We start from the raw sequence: 22,908 nt of genomic DNA, 5'->3' as shown, positions 1-22,908 counted from the left end.
CGTTGGCTCGTCATGAGGCTGATCGTGTGAGCCCTCGCCGGGGAGCCACCTTCTGGGCCGCGGTCGTCGCCGCCGCGGTGGCTTGCCTGACCGCCGTGGGCGCGTTGGCTGCTGCGATCACGGACACCCCCCAGGAGACGGCCTCGGCCACACCCTCGGTGAGTTCGCCCGAGCAGCCGGCCAGCGTGACGCCGGCCCCGCTGACCGCACCGCTGGTCGGCGCAGCCGAGCCGGCCCCGTCGCCGCTGGACGCGGTCACCCCCGACGACGCCGTCGCGACGCAGCAGGAGACGGCCGCGCCAGCCCCCACGCCGACGGCAGCGCCGACCGACGGTCCCAGCCAGGCAACGACCAACATCGCGTCGATGCCCACACCGCCATCAGCCCTGCCCGACCTGCCGCCCGTGCCCGCGTTGCAACCGCACGTCAGGATCGAGACCACCCCCGACGAGCTGGCCGAGGCCCGCGAAGCCGCCGAGGCCCTGGAGGGGTATCGCCACGCCGCAACCGTGTGGCTGGCCGAGCGGGTGCTGGGTGGTGTACCCGCGACCCTGGGCCACATCGACCCTGTGGACTTCCGCCCGTTCACGCCCGCCTCGACGGCGGAGCATCGGCCGCTGTGGCACCTGTTGGCGCAAGGCCAGGTCGCGGTGACCCATGAGTTCGGAACGCGCCACGAGGTCCCCCTGGGAGCCCTCCTCGCCACCGACCTCGCGGACGACCTGGGAGACCCGCACCTCCTGCGCGTGGGTGCCTTCGCCACCAACGGCACCCCACCGGTGGCCGATGCCGTCGTGGTGGAGGGAGCCCTCCCCGACGAAGGCCGTCCCGTGGTGCTGGTTGCACTGGCGGAGGGCTCGTCCTCCGCTGCGGCCGTGCGAGCCCTGGGCCAGCAGGGCATCCCGGCCGAGGAGGTACGGGATCCCCGGGCGCCGCGATCCGACACGGTGGTGCCGCCCGAGGGGCTCACGGCGGAGAACGTCTGGGACCACCTGGCACTCTGCGAGTCGAGCGGTGACTGGCACATCAACACCGGCAACGGGTACTACGGCGGGATCCAGTTCCTCCCCGAGTCCTGGGCGCTGGTCGGTGGCCAGGGGCTGCCCCACGAGCACAGCCGGGAGGAGCAGATCTACCGTGGCACGCTGCTGTGGCAGATCCAGGGGTGGGAAGCGTGGCCGCAGTGCGCCCGCCGGCTCGGGCTCATCGTCGACTGAGCGGGGTCAGCCCGAACCGGGAGAGGAGGAAGGCCGCCCGAGCAGTGATCGGGCGGCCTGGCCGCGAGCGAGGCTTGAGGGGGGCCCGCTCGCGACACGAGAGGCGTGTCCTACGTCATGAGCTCCATGATCTGCTGAGCAACGGCTGGACTGACAGCGCTGTCGCCGCCCACGAGCAGGACCCGGTCGAGGGTGTCACCACGGCCGGTGACGTACTCGGCCACCGCTGGGCTTGCCATCAGATCGACGGGGTTCACCAACGACAGCGATCCGCCCAACCGGTGGACGCCGACGGCGGCCGTGAGCGCATCCGGGAAGTCCTCGCCTGAGGCCAGCCAGAGCGTTCCGTTCTCCTGCGTCATCTCCTGGCTCAGCTCGACGAAGGCCAGGGCTGTGGAGTACCTCGTGGCACCCGCCACCCGCATGGGGTCGAGCCCATCGGCTTCCAGCGTGCGGTCGATGTCGGTCTGCAGAGCCGCGACCCCGCCGGCGACGTAGACCTGATCCCCGTCCTCGAGGAGCGTGTCCAGTGCGTCTCGGGTGACGCCGGTCAACTCGTCCGTCGCCGTCATCAGGATGGGTGCTCGAACGGCGGTTGCCAGGTTCGCGGATCCGAGCGCATCGGCGAAGGCGTCGGCGCGCGCCACGATCGCGTGGTCGACCGGCCCGCCGAGCTCCACGACCTCCTCCGCGATCAACACCGCAGTGTGGAAGCGGGAGGCGCCAGCCAACCGGATGGTCTCCAGTTCGGCGTTGCGCAGCGTGGACTCAACGTCCTCGCTCAGCGCAGCCGTCCCGCCCATGAGGTAGACCGTCTCGGCACCCAGTCGCTCGATCTCGAGCAGCACACGGCTGTCCAGGACGGTGGGAGGCGTCAGCAGAATGGGTGCGCCGACCTCGACCGCCAGGGTGGAGGCGGCCAGCGCATCGGCGAAGTCGTCGGACCGGGCGAGGACCACCGCTGGTGCGTCGTTGAACGTGGCGGTCGCCACCTCGATGGCGGTCGTGATCCGGTCCGCGCCACTCAGCCGTTCGCCGCTCAGCACCGCCGCATTCGGACCCATGGCCGGGTTCTGGCCGTCGGGTTCGGGCTCCTCGGTCTGCGGACCGTCCGCCTGCTCAGCTGGCTCGCTCTCGGGACTCTGGCTCGGCTCGCTCTCCAGTCCCCCCTGCGGCTCACCGTCCGGCTGCGGTCCGGGATCGGGCCCCGGGTTGTCCTGACCGGGTTCTGGCGCTGGAGGCGGGTCTGCCAGCGGATCACCGGGGCGCGGTCCTTCGATGATGTCGTCGCCGGGGTTGTCACGGGGGTTGGTGCCCTGCGCGACCTCATCACCGTCGCTCACACTGCCATCGTCGGTGTCGGGGTCGCCCGGGTCGGTCCCGACGGTCAAGACCTCCTCACCATCACTCAACCCATCATCGTCGGAGTCCGGGTCGCCCGGGTCGGTGTTGGTGTCAGTGACCTCACGACCATCATCCAACCCGTCGTCGTCTGAGTCCGGGTCCCGCGGATCGGTGTCGTGGACGGTCTCCTCTTCCACGTTGGTCAGGCCGTCCCCATCGATGTCGGGATCACACACGTCCCCGATGCCGTCCCCATCCAGATCCTCCTGGTCCGGATTGGGCGTGATCACACAGTTGTCGTCCGGGTCGCCGATGCCGTCGTTGTCAGCGTCGCGCAGGTCGCCGGTCAGGCCGGTACGCACGTTGCTCGCGGTCGTCTGGATTCGGGCATCCATGTGGATCGGCCCCTCGGCCACGATGCGAACGGTGATCGTGCCGCTGATGGTGTCACCGGCGGCAACGTCGGCGTTGAGCGTCACCACCGTCTCGCGCGGGTTGTTGGTGTTCAGACCCAGTGCGTCGGTCAACCCGAGGTTGCTGCCGCTGGGTGCGAAGCCGTCGAAGGCGACCAGCTCGACCGTCGGTGGAAGCGAAGCCGTGAGCTCCGTCACGGTGATCGGCTCAGCGGCTGGGTTGATGATGCTGAGGGGGATGGTGAGCAGGTCACCCGCCGTCGTTCCGGTCGAGAAGTCCAGCACCGGGGTCACGGGCAACTGGAACGGCTCGACCGGCAGCTCATCGATCGTGACCAATTCGCCGCACGCCACCGACGCGTGCGTCTCGCCCACCACGATGTCGAGCCCCGCCAGTTCGAGCAGGCCGTCGAAGGTTCCCAGGCCCAGCGGGTCCAGAACATCGACCAACTCCTGCAGTGTGTCGCCGAGGTAGATGTGGGCGGCGCGTGCAGTGACACCTCGCGCATCGGTGTCGAGCACGACCTCGTTCAGGACGACCGTTCCGACCTCCACGCCGAGGTAGTCAAGGTCCACGTGCGAGTTGGGTGCGATCTCGCCGGACAGATCGACGTCCAAGACCGGCAACCCCGCGACCAACAGGTCCGTCAGGGTCGAGCTGACCGACACCTCACCCTCGCAGTCCACGGCAACTGAGGTGTCCAGCGTTCCGATCTCGAGCAGGTTCGTCAGTCCCAGATCGAGCACGGCCAGATCTTCCACGGTGGCCTGGGCCGAACCGCTGGGCGTCGCAGGATCCACTGACGCGGTCGTGGTGATGACGGACGCATCGACCACGCCGCCCGCCGATACAGCCAGCGTCGTGGTCGTATCCGATGCCGAGTCGTCGGTGCTGTACACATCGACGTTCGGCAGGCCCTGCATCGGCGCGATCTCGATGCCGAGCAGATCGACATCGGTCAGGATGCCCCGCGCATCGGCCTGGCTGCCGATGGTCGCCAGTTGGGCGCCCACCGCCACCGGCAACCCCATGATCACCAGCGCTGCGAGCAACACCGCAATCCCTTGGATGCGCCACGTTCGTACGGTCCCTGTCCCCTTGGCCTCCATCGGCCCCTCCTCATCTGCGTTGCAGACGGTGGTTCCGATCAGCCAGTCAGAACGCGCCGTGCTTGCTTGCTCACTCTTTGTAACTAGACACTACGCTGGGTAGTCGGCTCCTGTCAACACATTTGTGCCGCACGCAGACGTGGCCATCGGTGTGGGCGAAGACCTGATCGGCTGGCGGAGCCCCGGCCTGAGACGTTCGCCACAATCTGAGACGTCGGCGAATATCAGGACGTATCCTGGTGCGGATGACTGCCACAGACGTGACCGACCCCGGTGTGACCGTGCTTCGCACGCTGCAGCAGCTGGCTGACAGCCGGCAGGTCGTCACCGTTCACGCGGCAGCCATCGCCGGCCGGTTGACCTACATGGACACCTACGACCTCATCAACGAGTTGTTCGCCAGTGGCTACATCACCCACGACCTGCAGGTCACCGAGGCCGGACGCAAGGCCATGGAGTAGCCCTCGTCCTGGGAGGTGTACGTGGACGTCGACGCCTGGGAGAGCCAGGAGCCGGCCGAGCTGCCTCTGCGCTCCCGAGCCGCTTCGGGCCGCCTGATCCTGGGGCTCCTGGCCGGTGTCGCCCTCGTCGCGTGGCTGGCGACCAGTCCCAGCACGATCGTGCAGCCGGACGACGCCGAGCTTGCGCTGGCGACCGAGCAACCTCCGCCGCCGACCATCGACCGGGTGACGTTCCTGGGCAACAGCCTGTCCATCGACAACGTGAGACCGCCGCGGGACAGCCGGTACGTGTCCGTCCAGTGGGGCGGGGGGTCCATAGCCGTCCCCAGCACCGGCGATGGGCCGGGCCCTGACCGCGTCTACTACGTGTGCGGCGGGGACGTGGTGCGCGTGGCCGCCGCGGAGCCCGATCTGCCGACTGCGCTGGTGATCGCCGGTGCGGGGATCCACTCGCGTCTGGTCGGCTGTTCCCCCAACGTTCCCGACGTGCCACTCGACTCGACCGGTGTGGCCTCGTGGTCGTTGCCGGTGCTGATGCGCCTGAACAACAGCGCCGTGACCGCCGACCTGGCCAACGGCGAGGCGGGGGCGCTGGACGCGACCATCACCAGCAGCACCGACGAGAGCCTGCGGGTCACGTTGCGGGCGGCGTTCGCCCAGGACGGCCACCCGACGGTCGGGTCGCGGTACGCCGACTTCGCCGGAGGCGAGGTGCTCCTGTTCGGAGACACGCGATATCTGCAGTGCGACCGGGGGACCATGCTCCAGGTGACCGGACAGACCGAGCTGCTGTCGACCTATCTCGGCCTGCTGGACTGCGTGCCGACCGCGCCGGCCCGACCACGGGACCCCATGGATGAGTTGCGCGACGCGACCGATCGCTTGGTCACCGCCCTCGACGACACGGCCGTCCAGATCTTCGACATCAGTCCCCACCGGCCGGCGATCCGCTTCACCGTCTCCGGGCCAGCCGGCGAGGTTCGGATGCTGGCCCTGACCGACGTGACAGCAGACCGCGCGGGCGACCGCCCTGTGCCCGTGGGAGATGGTGAGGTCATCCGGCGCCGGGATGGGGGAACCGTGGCCGCGTGCGGCGATCTGATCCTGGCCATCGATCCGGAGTACGAGCCGATTGCCATCCCCACGCTGCGGGCGGTTGCCGACAGCGGCGCGTGCACGCTGGCTCGGCCAGCATCGATGCCAACGTGACCCCGCTCGAAGCCACGCCACGGTGAGGGCGGCGGGCCACGCATCGGAGTGGGAGACGCCCTCCTCACGGCCACGTCGACGCACACTCGGACTGCTGCTCGGTGTGGTGGCCATTGCGGCCGGGGCTGCGCTGGCGGCATCTCCCGGAGCCGAGGTCGAGGCGCCCGAAGGCCTGAGCGTGGTCACCGAGACCCCTCGCCCGCAGGCCGAGGAGCCGACACAGCAGTTCCTGGGCAACACCATCACCATCAGTGCGGGACCGGTGCCCGCCGATCGCGGCTACGGCGTGGCGACGGTTGAGGGCGCCCGGTTCGCCGTCCCTGCGACCGACTTGGACGATCCGTATCCCCCCGTTCACTTCACCTGCAACGGTGGACCGACGACGCTGCGGAGCTCCGCCGGCGACGTGCCGTTCCAGGCCCTGATCGCCGCCGCGCTGGAACTCGGCACGATCCGGGGGTGCCGTCCCGAACTCCCCGGCGATCTGGTGCTCGGCGGCGGTGCGGTGGAGGTCTGGGGGGTGCAGATCCTGCAGGCGCTGGCCGACGCCGATGTCGACGTGGCCTTCGAAGCACCTACCGACGCCAGGCGGGACCGCTGGCTGGACATCACCCTGGCCACCGACACCCTTGCCAGCGTGCCCCCAGCACAGCGGGTATGGCGGCTGGACTCCCGCGCTCGAACGCGATCCGCGCTGCCGGTGGCCTTCACCACCAGCGACCTCGCGGGTGGCCGTGCGGCGATGATCCCGCAGGAGAACGGGCCCAGGCAGCGGGTGTTCCAGTGCGATGTGACGACGAGCGTGTCCACCACGATGGACGCCGACGTGCTCGCCGCCCTGCTCGATCGGATCGGGTGTGAGCCGTCCGCGCCCGCCCCGCCCCTGGTGCCGTGTGACACGTTGGTGGAGAGCGTTCCCGAGGGCGAACGGGACCGTGCCCTCCAGATCATCGAGGGGATGGCCGCGGGTGTCCCCTGCCGACCCCGTTGAGCGGGGCGCGCAGGTGGACCATCGCCCGGGTCAGAGCAGGGCGAGATCGGTGATGCGGTAGGTGTAGCCCTGCTCGGTGAGGAACCGCTGGCGCTTCGTGGCGAACGTCGCGTCGATCGTCTCGCGTGCCACCACGGTGTAGAAGTGCGCCTGTCCGCCGTCGGCCTTGGGTCGGATGATCCGACCCAGACGTTGCGCCTCCTCCTGCCGAGACCCGAACGCCCCCGACAGCTGGATCGCCACGTTGGCCTCGGGCAGGTCGATCGAGAAGTTCGCGATCTTGGAGACGACGAGCACGTCGAGCTCGCCGTCGCGAAAGGCCGCGAACCGCTCCTCCCGGGCCAGCTGTGAGGTCTGGCCGGTGATGACGGGTGCGCCCAGGTGGTGGGCCACCTGATTCAACTGGTCCAGGTACTGCCCGATGACCAGCACCCGGTCGCCGCGGTGGCGGTCCATGATCCGGTCCACCGCCTTGAGCTTGGACGGCGCCGTCGCGGAGAGTCGGTAGCGGCTGCGGGTGGGTGCCTCGGCGTACCGCATCCGCAGGTCCTCGCCCAGCCCCACGCGGACCTCGGTGCAGGTCGCCGGGGCGATCCACCCCTGGGCTTCGAGTTCCTTCCACGGCGCGTCGTACCGCTTCGGGCCGATCAGACTGAACACGTCCTCCTCCCGCTCGTCCTCACGGACCAGCGTGGCGGTCAACCCCAGCCGCCGGATCGCCTGCATCTTGGCGGTTGCCCGAAAGACCGGTGCGGGCAGCAGGTGGACCTCGTCGTAGATGATCAGGCCCCAGGGCTCACGGTCCAGCAGGGAGAGGTGCGGGTGCGACAGCTCCTCGTCCGCCCCCTCGGCCACCCCCGGCTGCTTCCAGGTCAGGATCTGGTAGGTCGCGACGGTCACGGGCTTGGTGTCCTTGTGGTGCCCGGAGTACTCACCGATGTCGTCCGGCGACAGGTCGGTCTTGTCCAGCGCCTCGGCGATCCACTGCCGCGCGGCGGACACCGAGGTCGCAACGACCAGCGTTCGCGTCCCGGCCTGCACCATGGCGGCCAGGCCGATGACGGTCTTGCCGGCACCGCAGGGCAGCACCAGCACACCGTTGCCGCCGGCGGCCGAGCCGTCCGCCCACCACGCCGACACGGCATCACCCTGATAGCCGCGCGGGGTGCAGGTCAGGTCGATGTCGAGCGCCGCGCCGTCGGCGTACCCGGCCTCATCCGCCGGCGGCCAGCCCAGCGCGACCAGCCGGCGCTTGAGATCTCCCCGGTCGGCGATGCGGACGGCGAACCGGTTGCCGTCCAGCCGGTCCCCGACCCACTGCGCCAACTCGGGGTCCGCCACGAGCTGCTCCAGGAGACCGGGGTCGGTGGTCGTCAGCGCCAGCCCGCCGCTGTCGAAGTCCCGCACCAACCGCACCGCCCCGTAGCGGCTCATCTGGTCGGCGACCTCGGCCAGGACGGCCGGCGGTGGGTCGAACTTGGCGAGGTCGCGGAGCACGGCCGTGGCCTGCTCGGCGGTCAGACCGGCCGCTGCGGCGTTCCACAGCGACAGCGGGGTGATGCGGTAGGTGTGGACGTGCTCGGGGGCGGTCACCAGCTCGGCGAACCGGGCCAACTCGCCCCGGGCATCACCGGCCTTCGGGGACGCCGTCTCGAGCAGGACGGTCATGTCGGCCTGCACGATGAGGGGGCCCTGCGGGTCCGCCATCAGCGGGCGTCGGGGGGTGAGATGGGCCGCGCTGTGGAGGAGGCGGCGGTGGAGGAGGAGGAGGCCAGCAGCCGCTCGGCGATCGCCAGGCCGTCGGGGGTGTGGACCAGGTCGAGGTCCGGCTGGTCGACCCACTCCAGCGGTTCGGTGACCACCCGGCGTGGCGGGATGGTCAACCCGTCGCCGTCCTCGGCCACGGCCAGCAGGCCGCGGGCCCGCAGAGCGCCGATCAGCTTCTCACGACTGAGGGGACTGACCGCGACGGTCGGGCTGAGCACCCGCAGCTTGGCGCCGGAGACAGCGGCCGCACCGGTCATGTCCACCGGGTCCTCACAGCGCAGGTAGGAGCCGACCACTCCGGCGCGGAGCCGCCCGTGCCGGGCCGCAGCGTCGTCGATGGTGACCACGACGTTGGGCGGGACGGGGACCTGACTGGTCTCGGTCAGGAACGTCACGAGTTCGTCTCGTGACCGGCCGGCCGCCATGGCCTCGGCGATGCGCTCGCTGGTGATTCGCCAGATCTGCGCCCCCGCCTCGGACTCGAGGACCGCGACGGAGGCGAGCTGGCGGGCAATTCCCGGGGCCAGGTTGGGCGGGGCGACGACGGAGTGGTCGGCCTGCACGATCACGTGCTCCGCGGCGATGCCGAGCTGTCGGTCGACCTGCGTCGGCCCGCTGGTGAGCAGGGTCCGCCCGAGCGTCGTCAGCCCGACGGGACCGGCGGCCGGCACGAGTCCGAGCAGCCGGAGAGCCTGGACCATCGCCGTGGCGCCCTCGACGCCCAGGGACTCCGGGTAGTGCCACGCGCAGAGCTCCCCGAGCACCTCGGGCGGCACCCCGACGCCCGGGTCCAGGCTGGTGAGCACTCGGAGCACGGCCGCCCGGTTGGCGTCCTGGGCGGGCCAGACGGCGTCCCCGTTCCACCGGGTCGGCAGTCCAGCCCGTTCGTCGATGGTGGTGGCGTGCTGCCAGGCGGCGACCAGCTGCGCCCACTGCGTCCCCGTGGTCTCCTGATCGAGGGTTGCGGCAGCGGCCGTCGGCCCCCAGGCGTCGGCCTCCTCGGTCTGGCCCAGCAGACCCAGGTCGATGGCCAGGCTGACCAGCATCCCGACCGCGCCGACGTCCATGCCGAAGGCCTTGGCGGTGCCGCGCATGACCCGGACGCCGATACCACCGGAGGCGAGGGCCGCCGCCGGCTCCTTCCCCCACAACTCCAGCAACTGGTGCAGGCGGCGCAGCACCGACGGCGTGGCGGCTCCGGTGTCCTGCAGCGGCTCGGGCCGCACGGCTGGCGGGCCGGTCGGCCAGTCGTCGAAGAGGCTCCCACGAAGGCCGATGCGCAGGTCCAGCCAGCTGAATGCCCGCTGCTTGTTCAGGTCCACGCCCGCCATTCCTGACTGGACCAGCTGGTGCAGCGGCCCGCCGCGGCGGTCCCACGGGTCGAAGGGTGGCAGGCCGAGGTCGGCGATGCGCTGGTCGCCGTGCTCGACCAGCAGGTCGATGATGCGCGCGGCCTCCGGCTCCAGGGACTCGTGCAGGTCACGGGCCACGTCGGGCTGGCGGAGCAGCCGTCCGACCAGTCGGCGACGGTCCTCGTGGCGATAGGGGATGTCGATCGCCCCCAGGCGCTGCAGGAGCATGTCGAGGTCGGCGCTGGCGAGATTCGCCAGAGCGGAGTAGATCCGGATCCCCGGCAGCGGGACATGACGCGTGACGCCGGGCCGTAGGACCAGCCACGCCCCCTCGCTGTCGGCCGGGTAGGCGAGCGTCAGCAGGGCCAGCGCAGACGCCGCATGATCCAGTTCCGGCGTGTCCGGTGCCTCGGCGATGACCTGCTCTCGGCTGACCGCTCCGTCGTGGAGTGCGGCCATGATCAGCAACTGGCGTTCGAGGCGGTTGAGTGATCGGATGACCGAGAGGATCCCGCGCGGCGACGCCAGCAGGATGCCGAGATCGGTCAGGCCAACGTCCGAGGTGGCCCCGCCGCTCACATCGGTCAGCCCGAGCTGCGAGGCCAGGTCGGGCACCCTCGACAGCAGCGCGGCCAGGTCAGGAGCGGGCATCCGGCCGAGGGCCGAAATCCGGTCGGTTGAGGCCCGCATACGACCGCCGAAGCCTAGCGGGGTGCGACAATGACGTCATCATGGGCACCACAGTGAGGATGGAAGCGTACGGACGAACCGATGTGGGCCGCGTGCGGAAGCAGAACGAGGACCGAGCCCTGGTGGGCGAGCGCATATTCGTCGTCGCGGACGGGGTCGGCGGGCACAACGCTGGCGAGGTTGCCTCGTCCATGGTCGTGTCCCTGATGGACGACCTGGATGTCCTCCGGTTCGCCTCAGCCGACGAGGCCGAGGCGGCCTTGGCCGACAAGATCGTCGAGGCCAATGATCGCATCCACCAACGGGCCATCCACGAGCCCGAGCGGGAGGGCATGGCCTCCACCGTCACCGCCGCGCTGGTGCACGATCGGACGTTGGTGCTGGCCCAGGTCGGCGACACCCGCGCCTACCTCAAGCGCGGTGCCGACCAACTCCGGCGGCTGACCCCGGACCACTCATTCGTGGGGGCGCTGGTGGACGCGGGGTACATCACCGAGGAGGAGGCCCGCGTGCATCCCAAGCGGTCCGTGATCCTCAAGGCGGTCGGCCTGGAGCCCACGGTCGAGCCGGAGGTGGGCGAGCGGGTCGCCCTCCAGATCGGCGATGAGATCGTCCTGGTGTCCGACGGGGTGCACGGCGTCATCGACGAGGACCACATCGAGCGACTGGTCCACGGACGGCCGCTGGATACCGCAGTCGATGACGTGATCACCGCGGCGCGTGAGGCGGGTGGACCGGATAACATCACGGTCGTGGTGGCCCGGGCGGTGGCCGATGGGTGACGCTCTTCCGGGCCGCGGCAGGGTCCAAGCCCCCGCGTCGGTCCAGGCGACCCAGGCCCGCCGGGTGCTGCTGATATCGGTCGGGGTGACGGCGGCGCTCTACGTCATCCCCGGTGGCAGCCTGATCGCCTATCCGTTGATCCTGCTGTCAACCTTCGTCCATGAGATGGGCCACGGCCTGGCCGCCGTCGTCTCGGGTGGCGACTTCGTGGACCTGGAGGTGTTCTCCGACGGATCCGGGGTGGCGCGCACCGCGACGGACGGCGGACGGTTTCAGCGCGCCTGGATCTCCGCCGGAGGACTGGTCGGGCCAGCCGTGGCAGCCGCCGTCGGGTTCGTGGTCGGCCGTCGAGCTCGGCTGTCCCGCATCGTGCTGGTCATCGGGTCTGCCGGGGTCCTGCTGGCGTCGCTGCTCTGGGTCCGTTCGCTGATCGGCTGGCTGGTTGCGCTCGGTCTGGTGCTGGTCTCGCTGGCCGTCGCGCTCGGCATCCGCCAGGACCATTGGTCCCAGCTGCTGGTGGTGTTCCTCTCGGTCCAGATGGCCCTGTCGGTGTTCAGCCGCAGCGAGTACCTCTTCGCCGAGGGTGCGGTCACGGGCGCAGGTGTCGGCCTCTCGGATTCTTCCGCGATCGCGGAGGCACTGATCGGGCCGTACTGGTTCTGGGGGGCCGTCTGCGGTCTGGTCAGCCTCGCAGCGTTGGCGCTGGGCGGGTGGATCTACCTGCGCGGCATGATCGGGGATCGCACGGCGTGAGTGCGTCGTCCGACAGCCTCGCCCAGGTCGGCAGCGAGGTGAGCACCTGCCGCGCGTGTCCCCGCCTCGTGGACTGGCGGGAGGAGGTCGCCGCGGTCAAGCGGAAGGCCTTCGCGGACCAGACCTACTGGGGTCGAGGCGTGCCCGGCTTCGGCGACCCGGAGGCGAAGCTGCTGGTCCTGGGTCTCGCGCCGGCAGCCCATGGCGCGAATCGCACCGGGCGCATGTTCACCGGGGATCGGTCCGGCGACTTCCTGTACGCCGCGCTCCACCGCGCTGGGTTGGCGAACCAGGCCACGTCGGTCGCGCGTGACGACGGCTTGGAGCTCGACCGGGTCTGGATCACCTCCCCGGTGAAGTGTGCGCCCCCGAAGAACAAGCCGACGGCGGCGGAGCGGGACACCTGCGCCCCGTACCTCCATCGCGAACTAGAACTCTTGGAGCCCCGGGTGATCCTCTGCCTGGGCCGCTTCGCGTGGGACGGGGCGTTGATCTTCCTGGGACGGCCGTCGCCGAAGCCGGTCTTCGGGCACGGTGCCGTGGCGGATGTGACGGTCCAGGGCAGGCCCGATCTGACCCTGGTCGGCAGCTACCACGTCAGTCAGCAGAACACGTTCACCGGCCGGCTGACCGAGGACATGTTCGACCGGGCGCTCGGCACCGCCCTCGAGCTGGCCTACCCTGCGCAGCCGTGATCCGCACCGTTCTCAAGCGCCTGGTCCTGGCCTCGCCGCTGCACCAGACCATCTCACGCCGGTTCCTGCTGCTGATCTCGTTGGACGGGACGACGCTGGAGGACCCCATCCCCCTGCGGTACGCCACCCACGAGGGTGCCCACATCGTGCTGGGTGAGCCGGAGGCGTCATGGTGGCGCCGCGTCCCGACCGGTGCCGACGGTGTGGCGGTGACCGTGGGGTTCAAGGGACACCAGGTCCCGATGACCGCAACCATGGCCGCGGGGGAGGAGCTGGACGAGTCCATCCTCCGCTATCTGCAGAAGTACCCCGGCGAGTGGACCGCACTCGGCGTCGACGCCGCAGCCGGACCGGCGGAGATGGAACAGGCCGCGCAGGGTGTGGCGGTCGTGCGCTTCACGCCGCGCTAGTCCCCTGTCCCACGGGTTCGATGCCCAGGTCTGAGTAGGTGATCACCGGGTAGTAGGGCACGTCGCGATCCTGCATGTCCCGTGAGGCCCGGTCACCCCGGTCGACGAGGGTGGTCGCGGCAACGATCTGTGCTCCGGTGGCCTGCACGGCGTCGTAGGCCTTGAGGATCGAGCCGCCGGTCGTCACCACGTCGTCGACCAGTAGCACCCGCGTGCCCTGGCCGATGGCCGTGCCCTCGATGAGCTGGTTGGTTCCCCGTCCCTTCGGCGCCTTGCGGACGACGAACCAGTGCTTCTGGCCGAGCAGGGCAATGCCGTGGGAGAAGTGGTCCGCACCCATCGTCAGGCCGCCGACCGCGTCGAACTCGATGCCGTCAGCCGCCACCAACTTGAGCATGAGGTCGCAGGCCACCGTGAGGTCGCGGCCGTGGGACAGGGCCGCCTTGGCGTCGATGAAGTCGTGGCTGTACTCACCCGAGGCCAGCTGGAAGGCTTCGTCACGACGCTGATAGCCCTTGGCCCTGACGACCTCGAGGAGTTGGTCGTGTTCTTGGGCGAACTCAGCTGGTGGGGTCACGACGTGGCCTTCGTTCATGCGGATGTCGACGCAGCGGGTGCGACCGTTCTACTGTCCAGAGCACCGATCCGCTCCGGGAGAGCCGACGCGCGGGACACCGGGCGGTTGATGGCCTCGGCGAGCACATCGGGCGAGCCCACGATCACCACCGACTGCTTCGCCCGTGTGACGGCGGTGTAGAGCAGTTCGCGGGTGAGGACCGGCGATGGTTCGGCGGGCAGCACGACCACGACCCGGTTGAACTGCGAGCCCTGGCTCTTGTGGACCGTCATGGCGTGGACCGTCTGGATGTCGCCCAGGCGGCGATGCTCGATCGGGCCGCCGCTGCGTCCGTCGATGACCACCTGGCGGCTGCCGTTCGGCCCGGCGACCACAACCCCCAGGTCGCCGTTGTACACGCCCAGGTCGTGGTCGTTGCCGGTGATCATCACCGGCCGGCCGGGATACCACTCCGGGCGGCGGTAGCTGGGCAGATCGTGGATCCACCCCTCGATGGTGGCGTTCCAGACGCCCACACCCTCCGGGCCGCGCCGGTGCGCACAGAGGACCTTGACCGTCAGGGCGGCCGTGATGGCGCTGGCCGCGTCCCCAGCGACGGCGTGGCGGATCACATCGGTCGTCTCCGCCGTGATGACGCGGCGCAGATCGGCCAGCGCGGGGTCCCGGTCGGGCCACTCGCCTGGCCGCTCGGGTACGACGAGGGCGAGGGGCTGGCCAGCCAGGTCCTCCGGGTCGACGGTCAACGCCGCGATCGCGGTCTCGGCGTCGCCGTCGCGAACGGCCCACGAGAAGGCCTTGATGCGGTCGTCGAACCGGTAGCCCCGCTCGAGTTTGATGACCGGGCCCGGCTGGCTGGTCGGCTCGCTCGCCGCGTCGGGGCGGGGGCTGCCGGCGCCGACGACCAGGTCACCCAGCACGGTGCCAGCCTCGACCGCCGCCAGTTGGTCGGGGTCGCCGACCAGCACCAGATGGGCCTGCCGCTCCAGTGCCTCCAACAGACTCGACAGCATGGCCAGCGAGACCATGGAGACCTCGTCGACGACGACCAGGTCGAACGGGAGCGGGTTGTCGGCGTCATGCCGAAAACGGGTCCGGTTGGGACGCCACCCGAGCAGCCGGTGGAGCGTCGTGGGCCTGATGTCAGCAGCGGCGTGTCCGGAATCGCGCAACTGCTCACCCAACCGGGCTGCGGCCTTGCCCGTGGGTGCGGCGATGGCTATCCGGGGTGGCTGACCGCCGGCTCGGCTGGTGTGGCTGGCTGCGGCCGATACGGTCTGGGCGATGACCCACGTCTTCCCGGTCCCGGGCCCGCCGGCGATGACGGTGAAGGAGGTGGACAGGGCGGCGAGGGCCGCGGCGTGTTGTGCGGGGTCCCCACCCATGCGCTCCTGCAGTACGGCTCGGCCCTGCTGGTCCAGCGTCAGCGCGCCGTCCCGTTCCCTCAGCCGCTCCCGGATGTGTCCCGCCACGCGGTGCTCGTACCGCCAGTAGCGGTCCAGGTAGAGCCGCCGGCCATCCAGGTGGAGTGGCCGCGCGGGCTGGCGCCGAGGCGGCGCCTCGTCTCTCGGCGGTCCCGGATCCGGCCGCCCCGATCCACCTGGCCGCTCTGGCGGGTGGACGCGGACCATGGGTGAAGCGGCGATGGTCCCCACCCAAGCCTCCAGGTCGGTCGGCCAGGCGGCCGGGTCGAGGTCGGTCACGCGTCCGTCGTCGTCGGTGACCGTGTCGCGGAGCTGGTCGAGTTGAGCGAAGACGTGCCCGAAGCGTGTCGCGCGGACGGCGAACGCCGCGCCGAGGACCACATCATCGTCCAAGCAGCCTGTCAGGCGTGCCAACCGCCGAGCCGTGTGGATGTCCGCGCTGGAGAGGACACCCGCGCCGTTGAAGGCCTGCAGTCGTGCCGGCAGGTCGGCCATGACGAGGTCGGGGTGGAAGGGGTCGAGATCAGTCACGGTCACCTCCGGAGTCGAGATCGGTCCGGGAACGGCCCTGACCGAAGAGGCGATCAACGCCCACGATCAGCGTTGGCGGGGGCTGCCAGAGGAAGACGCCGCACCGCATGCCAGCGGCAGCCGGGGTCTCCGGTCCCCCCATCCCGCGGAGGAAGAGGTAGGCGCTGCCACCCAGGTGTCGGGCCGGGTCGTAGTCGGGCAGCCGCCAGCGGAGGTAGCGGTGCAGCGCCACCTGATAGAGCAGTGCCTGCAGCGGGTAGTGGTGGTGGGCCATGGCGAGGGCCATCGACGTGCCGGTGTAGTCGGCGAACGTGAGGTCCTCGGCCCCCGGTGGGCCGAGCCGGTTGGTCTTGTAGTCCGCGACCAGGTAGGAGTTGCTGCCGGGGATCCGGGCGACCAGGTCGACGAAGCCAGCCAGATAGCCGCGGATCGGGATGTCGGCCAACTCGGACCGGAGCTGTGCCGGGTAGCTGACCAGTGGGTCGCTGGCAGGCAGGGTCTGTTCCATCAGGTCGGCGATGTCACCGACGAGGACCTGCTCCGCCTCGAGCCGGCTGGTCGGTCGTCGCTGGCTGTCGACGGGCAACTCGAAGGCCATCTCGTCCAGCCGGTCGGCTCGGGTCAGATCGGTGAGGCAGACCGAGCCGAGGGTCGGGTCGGTTGCGGGTCCGAGGGGGGTGCGCAGTGCCGCCGCGAGACCGCCCGCGACGTCGACCTCCTCCGCATCGCCGAGATCGAGCGCCTGGCGGGTGATCTGGCGCGACAGTTCGCCCGCGATCCGGGCATCCAGCGACGCTCCGCGGACGTCGGCGTCCCGGAAGTCCAGGTTCTCGAGCACCGAGTGGATCACCGTCCCGACGTCTGCGCCGCCGCGGAGCCGTCGGAGCGGAACGGGCGCCTCCAGAGCAGGGTCAGGTTCCCCACCAGGACCGTCAGACTCCCCGGCAGAGAGGTCAGGTTCCCCACCGGCAGAGAGGTCAGGTTCCCCACCGAGTTCGTGGAGCGCGGGTGCTCGTGGAGGCCGGTCCTCCGGTGGCGTGCCGTCAACCGGACCGGCCAGACCACCTGCGCTCGTGTCCTGTTGCCCGGCCATCCCAGCCGTGGCGGGGTCACTGGCCTGGCCGGAGATGCGGCTGTACGACGTCCGGCGCCACTGGCCGTCGATGCTGCGGTCGAACCGAGCCAGCACCGGAGCGACCTGCGATCTCCGCTCCACATGCACGTCGGGGACCGGAGCCTCGTCCGATACGTGACTGATCGCGATCGCGCTGGAGCGTTCCTCCTGCAGCAGCCGCAGGGACGCCTCCGCGTCCGCGGTCGACGTGACCCTCTCACCTCCTCGGGACAGCAGGGTTCCGAGCGGCGAGTCCGCGACCCGACGGCCCGGTGCGAACCACACCCGCAGGTGGTGCTTGGCGCGGGTCGCGGCGACGTAGGCCAGCCGTCGTTCCTCCTCCTCCGCCTGCTGCGTGTGGAGGTCCTTGTAGTGCTGGTACTCGGGTGCCTTCTTGCTGCGGCCGGCGTAGAGCACGCGGTGACCAAGTCGTGGGTCGTGGACGTCGAACGCGGCCGTTGCGCGGCCGCCGGTGTCCCACAGGTACGGGGCGAAGACGACGCCGAACTCCAGTCCCTTCGCGCCGTGGACGGTCATGATCTGGACCGCGCCGTCCTCCCGCTCCAGCCGTGAGGCGATGCTCTCGGGCGGGACCGGTGAGTCGGCCTCCCCGGCCACCGCGAGCCCTGCCTCCAGCCAGGCGACCAGGCCAGGGATGCCGACGAGCTCGTCACTGGCCACCTGGTGCAGCAACTCGGCGACGTGCCGCAGATCGGTCAGCCGCCGCAGCCCATCGGCCTCGGAGACCAACCTGACGGAGAGCTGGGTGGCGGCCTCGACGTGGCGCAGGACCGCGGCGACCCCGTCCCCCTCGAGGACGGCTCGCCAGTCGTGCAGGTTGATGTGCAACCGGTCCCACTCCGCCGACGTGGCCAGGCTGATCGAGTGGGGCGTCCAGCCGATGAGGTCCGTCAGCGCAGCCAGGCGAGCCGGTGAGGACCTGGACGGCTCGGCCAGGGCGCGCAGCAGGTGCGCCCAGTCCCTGGCCGCTCGGGTGCGCAGCACGTTGCCAACGCCGTTCAGGATCGAGGGCACACCCACGGTGGTCAGCTGTCGCTGCACGATGGAGGCTTGCCGCCGGGTGCGGACGAGGATGGCGAGGTCGTGCGGCACCAGTGCCCGCCCCTCCCGCGGGGCCGCGTCCTCCTCCGTCGGGGCGTCGGCGATCTGCACACCGGCGCCGAGCAGCGCTGCCGCTTGGACGGCCACATCCCGGGCCACGAACTCGCGCAAGCTGCTCGTGCTCATCCCACCGTCCTTGGTGCGACGCACGGCGGCGTCATCAGGGACCAGCCGGACATCGACCGGGGCCATGGCCGTACCGGTTAGCCGCGAGCGGTCGACGTGGGCCTCGACCCGCGGCACGTCGATGCCTGCACCGAGGTTCTGGTCGGTGAACAGGTCGAGGACGGCGTCGACCAGCGGCCGGTCCGATCGACGGTTGGTGGGCAGGGTGTAGGAAGCCCTGGCACCACGGGCCTCGAGGTAGGCGTGGACATCCGCGCCGCGGAAGGCGTAGATGGCCTGCTTCGGATCCCCCACCATGACCACGGCCGGCGAGCCGGCTGAGCCGGATGGGGGTGAGGCTCCGACCACCTGCAGGGTTGGCGGTGGTGGGAAGAGCAGGGAGACGATGTCCCACTGGACCGGGTCGGTGTCCTGGAACTCATCGATCAGCGCGACGCGGAAGCGCTGTCCCAATCGGGCGGCGGTTGCGGTGTCCTGCAGCGCATCACGCAGGGTTCGGAGGACGTCGTCGTGGGTGTGGACCAGCATCTGGTCCGACCGCCGGCGGTACTCACGGCCGGCCTCGACCGCCATCCATGACGGCGCCGTCTCCCAGCTCCCCAGCGACGGTGGGGGCATGACGGCGTCTGGGCCGTATCGGGTTCCCTTCTGCGCCAACTCGGGTCCGCTGTCCACCCACGGCAGGGAGGCCACGTCGTCGGGGGAGTCCGCCAGGACCCGCAGCCGCAGGTCACCGGCGATCTGCTGGAGCAGTTCGGTGTCGTCCTCGATCAGACGGCTGGCGTCGATCTGGTCGCCGATCAGCTGCAGCATCAGACCGGCGAAGCCGTGGATCGTCGTCACGGTTGCCTGGTCGATGTCGGCCAGGGCCCGAGCCAGGCGATCATGTCGTGCGTGGAGCACGGCCTGATCGGTGCCGCCGCAGAGGGCACGTCGCAATCCGTCCGGCTCGTCGCTATCGGTGACCAGGCGACCGTCCAGGTGGTCCTCTAGCAGGGCCACAGCCCAGGCGAGGCCCTCCAGCAGCCGCTCTCGCAGCTCGCGCGTCGCCGACCGGGCGAACGTCACGACCAGGAGACCTGCGGCGGTGCAGTGCCCCTCGGCCAGGTATCGGACGGCCAACCCCACGATGCTGTGCGTCTTGCCGGTCCCGGCTGACGCCTCCAGCGTCACGTGGCCCTGTGGCAGGGGGTCACCGAGGTCGAATCGCGTCGGCTCCGGGGGGCCGCTGGTCCAGGCGCCGCTCATCGCCGAACACCCGGCCCCGCCGCCGTGCAGTGTGTCAGCAGCGGCTGCCATAGCCGCACCGCCAGGCCACCGAACCGGTGGGGCTCGGGCTCCTGACCCAGACGGGTGTCCTGTGGCCGGGCAGGCTCCCCCGTCAGGGTCTCGTAGGCGACCTGGTCACCGAAGAGCATCAGGTGCGCTGGCAGGTCAGCATCCTTGCCGTATCCGAAGTCGTCGTGGTCCCAGGCAAGGGCGGCCTCGTCGTCGGCCTCGGCGGCTGACCGGTGCTGCAGCACGCGTGCCTTGGCGTACGCGGCTGCCGTCTGCGCCGGGACGATCAGCGGCTGCCGGAGGGCCTCGTCATGGACCTCGAGCAGGTCGCGCAGGATCATCTCGGCCGTTCGACGTCGCTGCTCCAGGGTGCGGCCCAGTGGCTCGAAGACGGCCGCGTGTGGTCGCTTCTTCTTCTCCTCGGCGCCGTGGCGGCCGACGACCCAGGACTCCCACGGGGTAGCCGGGTCGTGCACCGTGAGCACCAGATGGTTGACCCACGCCTTCGCGATCTGCTTGGCCTGGACCCGGGAGAAGGACCTGACGACCCGGAGGTTCCCGTCGATTCGGTCGACACGACCGAAGAGCGTCCTCCCGTCGATCTGCAGCTCGACCTCGACCCGCCCAGCAGGGCTCGCGGGTAGATCTCGCAGCGTCATCAGGTCCGCGATCGAGACCGCGATGTCCCGGATGCCGTCCAGCTGGTTCGACATGCCAGGTGGGGGCATGAGTCCCGTCCCGCGGAGGTGCTCGACGATCGCCCTGACGGCGTCATCACCGGCGTCGCTGTCGGACGCCTCTCGTTGCGCTTCCTCGACCGGCTCATCACCGGCGATCACCAGCGCATCGAGTATCGACTGACCGACCCTCCAGTAGTCCAGGCCGCGCAGTGAGAGTGGCACCTGCTGGTCACCCTGCTCGGGGTCCGAGGGCACGTAGGCCCCGGCGGTGTGGCGGTAGAAGTAGCCGACCGGGTCGACCATGAAGGAGGCGAGGTCCGCCACCCGAACGGGCGGCGCCGGGTCGTCGGGCAGCTGCTCGGCCCGGCCCGCACGACTCCCCACGGGGTCGGCGGGACTCCCCGCGGAGGCACTACGGCTCCCCGGCCTGGGGGTGTGCTGGGCGGCAGCGAACGCCTGCGCGGCAGCGAACGCTTGTGGGTCGAAGCCCGGCCGCTCGGCGCGGAAGGCCCGCGGATCATGCGGAGCCAACGGATGTCGGGTGATCACATCCTTGCCGCCGAGCACGGTCACCAACTCCGTGATCGGGGAACACGGCGGTCGGGGCCGTCCCGTCCGGACGTCCATGCCGTCGTAGGTCACGATCAGCGTCTCCGATGCCGCCATGACGGCATCGAGCAGGAGTTGTCGATCCTCACCGCGGCGGTCCACATCCCCCACGCGTGGAGCCCTGACCACCAGGTCGTCACCTCGCTGGTGGTCCGGTCGGGGGAAGACCTCGTCGTCCATGCCCAGCAGACAGACCACGCGGTATGGCACCGACCGCATCGGCACCAGGGTGCACACCGTCAGGTCCCCGGTCCGGTGGTTGGCGCGGGTGGGCTGGCCCTGCAGCGGCTCGTGCATCAACGCCCGGACGTCGGAGAGGTCGAGATCGACCGTCGGAGACTGCGCCAGTCCTCGCTCGGCCGAGTCGCCGATCTCAGCCAGGACGTCGAGCACCTGGGTGCGTTGCCACGTCTCCTCCCAGGGCTCCAGCATCAGCAGGTTGACGGCCTGCCGGAGTGCGTCGATCCACTGGTGCAGCGGCGCGGTCGTCCGCAGCGACCGCAGCACCTGGTTCAAGCGGCTGGCGAACTCAGCCATCCGTCCTGCGAGGACCACCGCGCTGCCCTCCACCTCATCCAGCGGGGTCACCTGGCCAACGGTGCGGAGATCCTCATCGGCCATGGCCACACCGAGCAGGATCCGCGAGAGGCCGAACTCGATGGTCCCGGCGTCGAGTCCGACGCCGACGCGGGCGCGGTCCTCCAGGTCCAGCCCCCAGCGCATGCCTGATTCAACTGCCCAGTCGCGGAGCGTGGCCAGGTCGTCGGTGGTGAAGCCGAACCGCCGGCTGACCGGTTCGGCGGCCGCCAGATCGAGCAGCCGGGACGCGGTCACGCGGCCGGCAGCCAGCCTGAGCACCTCGTCCAGCGCCCGCATGACCGGGTTGGTCTGGCGTATGGAGCGGTCTGCCAGCCGAACCCGGAGGTCCGGCCGACCCTCCGGGTCGTCGTCGGGCACCGCGAGGTGGGCCGTGACCAGCGGCGCGAAGGCCTCCACGTCGGGGCACATGACGACGATGTCGCGGGGCTGCAGCGTGGGGTCGGCGGCCAGCAGCCGGAGGATCTCGTCGCGCAGCACCTGCACCTGGCGCGTGCGCCCGTGACAGGCGTGGATCTGGACGGAGTCGTCGACCGCATCGATCCGGACCGACGTGTCACGGCTGATGCCCGCCTGGAGTTGAGCCAACGTGCTGGTCCCGGACACCGGGCCCGAGACGTCCGTGACGGGGGCATCCTGGGCGACCGCGTTCACGACCAGTTGGAGCTCGGCTGCGTGGGTGCCCCATGACCGGAGCAGCTGGTTCTGCGGTGGGGGGAGGGCCGCCTCCTCACGGGTCGGCAGCTGCACGATGGACCCCACCGCCCCGCCCGGGGCGTCGCTTGCGGCGTGACCCACGTCGGCCCGGGACTGCCACAGCCCTGGTGAGGGGTGAAGGGTGTAGAGGTCGACGTCGAGGTGCTGGGCAAGTGCGACCAGCATCGTCAGGTACGTGGCCGGAAGGGCGGTGAAGCCGAACAGACTGATGCGGTCGGGCAGGTCCGCCGGTGCGGTCATCCGAGCTGCAGCGTCACGCACGGACTCGGCCAGCGTCGGCTGGTCGACCAGCTCCCGCAGCGCTCGGAAGAGGTCGGGCTGCCACGCGTCGGTGTCATCGAGCGACGTCCCTCGGCCGTCGACCGAGTGGCCTTCGAGCCACGACAGGACCATGTCTGGACGGTGGGTGGCGTAGCTGTCGAAGAGGTCGGCGATCCCGCGAGCCACCCCGTATCGCTGCGCAGGACCACTGCTCATCCGTGCCCGCACCCCCGCCCAGGCAGGCGGTCCGGCGGACGAGGTCAGCAGCGTGAGCAGGGGCCAGACCAGCCGCTGGGGGCTCCACCGGCTGACGGCAGGATCGACCCCGCCGGCGGCCCTGATGGCACTGCGCACGATGTCCAGCGGGCGCGGGAAATCCACGTTGGCGCAGATGCCGTCGGACCCGAGGTGGGCACCCAGGTGCTCGGAGAGGTGTTGGCTGAGCCAGCGCTCGAGACCTGGCCGGTGGATGACGATCTGCTCGGCCGCCAGCGGGTCGTGCAGCGGGTTGGACAGCCGCTCGGCCAGGGCATCGGCGAGGTCGGCGCCACGGGAGCCGCGGACTACCTTAAGCACCTCGCCCACCCTCCTCGTCGCTGCCACATCACCACAGGCAGTATGCCGGGGGCCTGCGACACCCACCGTCCCATCGGATCGGCCCGCGGCCGGTATTCAGAACG

The 22,908-nt window shown here is 70.5% G+C and carries 15 protein-coding genes; 8 read left to right on the top strand and 7 right to left on the bottom strand.

The window, feature by feature from the left end:
- The first annotated feature begins 26 nt into the window (after positions 1-26).
- Entirely contained in the window at positions 27-1,217 is a 1,191-nt protein-coding gene (locus C1746_RS22930; RefSeq protein ID WP_116713570.1) for a transglycosylase family protein, read from the top strand.
- A 110-nt stretch (positions 1,218-1,327) separates the two neighbouring features.
- Here C1746_RS22930 and C1746_RS23135 read toward each other — a convergent pair whose 3' ends face one another.
- Positions 1,328-4,030 (bottom strand): choice-of-anchor P family protein, encoded by a 2,703-nt coding sequence (locus C1746_RS23135; protein ID WP_162867409.1) that lies wholly within the window; start codon positions 4,028-4,030, stop codon positions 1,328-1,330.
- Positions 4,031-4,329: 299 nt separating this feature from the next.
- Between C1746_RS23135 and C1746_RS04985 the strand changes: the two genes are divergently transcribed.
- From C1746_RS04985 to C1746_RS04975, 3 genes are read left to right on the top strand one after another with little or no spacing between them, the layout of a single operon-like run.
- Entirely contained in the window at positions 4,330-4,545 is a 216-nt protein-coding gene (locus C1746_RS04985) for a hypothetical protein (RefSeq protein ID WP_116713568.1), read from the top strand.
- Positions 4,546-4,566: 21 nt separating this feature from the next.
- Positions 4,567-5,754 carry a hypothetical protein gene (locus C1746_RS04980; RefSeq protein WP_162867408.1) on the top strand — a complete coding sequence of 396 codons (1,188 nt, stop codon included), beginning with the start codon at positions 4,567-4,569 and terminating at the stop codon, positions 5,752-5,754.
- Positions 5,755-5,776: 22 nt separating this feature from the next.
- A complete protein-coding gene (locus tag C1746_RS04975) occupies positions 5,777-6,745 on the top strand; it encodes a hypothetical protein (protein WP_162867407.1) in 969 nt (322 codons plus the stop codon).
- A gap of 30 nt (positions 6,746-6,775) precedes the next feature.
- Here C1746_RS04975 and C1746_RS04970 read toward each other — a convergent pair whose 3' ends face one another.
- Together C1746_RS04970 and C1746_RS04965 are read right to left on the bottom strand one after the other, a co-directional pair.
- Positions 6,776-8,452: a DNA repair helicase XPB gene (locus tag C1746_RS04970; RefSeq protein ID WP_116713565.1), complete on the bottom strand. Its 1,677-nt coding sequence runs from the start codon at positions 8,450-8,452 to the stop codon at positions 6,776-6,778.
- Positions 8,452-10,554, bottom strand: coding sequence for a helicase-associated domain-containing protein (locus C1746_RS04965; protein WP_116713564.1), 2,103 nt, complete (start codon positions 10,552-10,554; stop codon positions 8,452-8,454). Before C1746_RS04965 ends, C1746_RS04970 begins: the two co-directional genes overlap by 1 nt.
- 92 nt (positions 10,555-10,646) lie before the next feature.
- Between C1746_RS04965 and C1746_RS04960 the strand changes: the two genes are divergently transcribed.
- From C1746_RS04960 to C1746_RS04945, 4 genes are read left to right on the top strand one after another with little or no spacing between them, the layout of a single operon-like run.
- On the top strand, positions 10,647-11,336 hold the full coding sequence (locus C1746_RS04960) for a protein phosphatase 2C domain-containing protein (RefSeq protein WP_162867406.1): 690 nt from the start codon (positions 10,647-10,649) through the stop codon (positions 11,334-11,336).
- A complete protein-coding gene (locus tag C1746_RS04955) occupies positions 11,329-12,090 on the top strand; it encodes a M50 family metallopeptidase (RefSeq protein ID WP_116713562.1) in 762 nt (253 codons plus the stop codon). Before C1746_RS04960 ends, C1746_RS04955 begins: the two co-directional genes overlap by 8 nt.
- Positions 12,087-12,785, top strand: a complete 699-nt coding sequence (locus tag C1746_RS04950; protein WP_240598846.1) for a uracil-DNA glycosylase — start codon at positions 12,087-12,089, stop codon at positions 12,783-12,785. The genes C1746_RS04955 and C1746_RS04950 overlap by 4 nt, the downstream gene beginning before the upstream one ends.
- Positions 12,782-13,195: a hypothetical protein gene (locus C1746_RS04945; protein ID WP_116713560.1), complete on the top strand. Its 414-nt coding sequence runs from the start codon at positions 12,782-12,784 to the stop codon at positions 13,193-13,195. Before C1746_RS04950 ends, C1746_RS04945 begins: the two co-directional genes overlap by 4 nt.
- On the opposite strand, the gene C1746_RS04940 is transcribed toward C1746_RS04945, so the two are convergent.
- From C1746_RS04940 to recC, 4 genes are read right to left on the bottom strand one after another with little or no spacing between them, the layout of a single operon-like run.
- On the bottom strand, positions 13,182-13,772 hold the full coding sequence (locus C1746_RS04940) for an orotate phosphoribosyltransferase (protein ID WP_205711717.1): 591 nt from the start codon (positions 13,770-13,772) through the stop codon (positions 13,182-13,184). The two genes, C1746_RS04945 and C1746_RS04940, sit on opposite strands and share 14 nt — an antisense overlap.
- Positions 13,773-13,786: 14 nt before the next feature.
- A complete protein-coding gene (gene recD / locus C1746_RS04935; protein ID WP_162867405.1) occupies positions 13,787-15,724 on the bottom strand; it encodes an exodeoxyribonuclease V subunit alpha in 1,938 nt (645 codons plus the stop codon).
- On the bottom strand, positions 15,717-19,385 hold the full coding sequence (locus C1746_RS04930; protein WP_116713557.1) for a UvrD-helicase domain-containing protein: 3,669 nt from the start codon (positions 19,383-19,385) through the stop codon (positions 15,717-15,719). The genes recD and C1746_RS04930 overlap by 8 nt, the downstream gene beginning before the upstream one ends.
- The gene (gene recC / locus C1746_RS04925) at positions 19,331-22,804 is read right to left on the bottom strand and encodes an exodeoxyribonuclease V subunit gamma (RefSeq protein ID WP_162867404.1); all 3,474 of its coding nucleotides are present in this window, start codon (positions 22,802-22,804) and stop codon (positions 19,331-19,333) included. The genes C1746_RS04930 and recC overlap by 55 nt, the downstream gene beginning before the upstream one ends.
- Between the last annotated feature and the right edge of the window lie 104 nt (positions 22,805-22,908).

The organism is Euzebya tangerina, from assembly GCF_003074135.1.
GTDB classification, from domain to species: domain Bacteria; phylum Actinomycetota; class Nitriliruptoria; order Euzebyales; family Euzebyaceae; genus Euzebya; species Euzebya tangerina.
Note: the sequence above shows the minus strand (reverse complement) of the source record. Positions and strands in the feature narration are given on the sequence as shown.

Coding starts and splice junctions, on each gene's coding strand:
- C1746_RS04985 (WP_116713568.1), top strand. CDS start 4,330: ATGACTGCCACAGACGTGACCGACCCCGGTGTGACCGTGCTTCGCACG.
- C1746_RS04970 (WP_116713565.1), bottom strand. CDS start 8,452: ATGGCGGACCCGCAGGGCCCCCTCATCGTGCAGGCCGACATGACCGTC.
- C1746_RS04965 (WP_116713564.1), bottom strand. CDS start 10,554: ATGCGGGCCTCAACCGACCGGATTTCGGCCCTCGGCCGGATGCCCGCT.
- C1746_RS04955 (WP_116713562.1), top strand. CDS start 11,329: ATGGGTGACGCTCTTCCGGGCCGCGGCAGGGTCCAAGCCCCCGCGTCG.
- C1746_RS04930 (WP_116713557.1), bottom strand. CDS start 19,385: ATGGCAGCCGCTGCTGACACACTGCACGGCGGCGGGGCCGGGTGTTCG.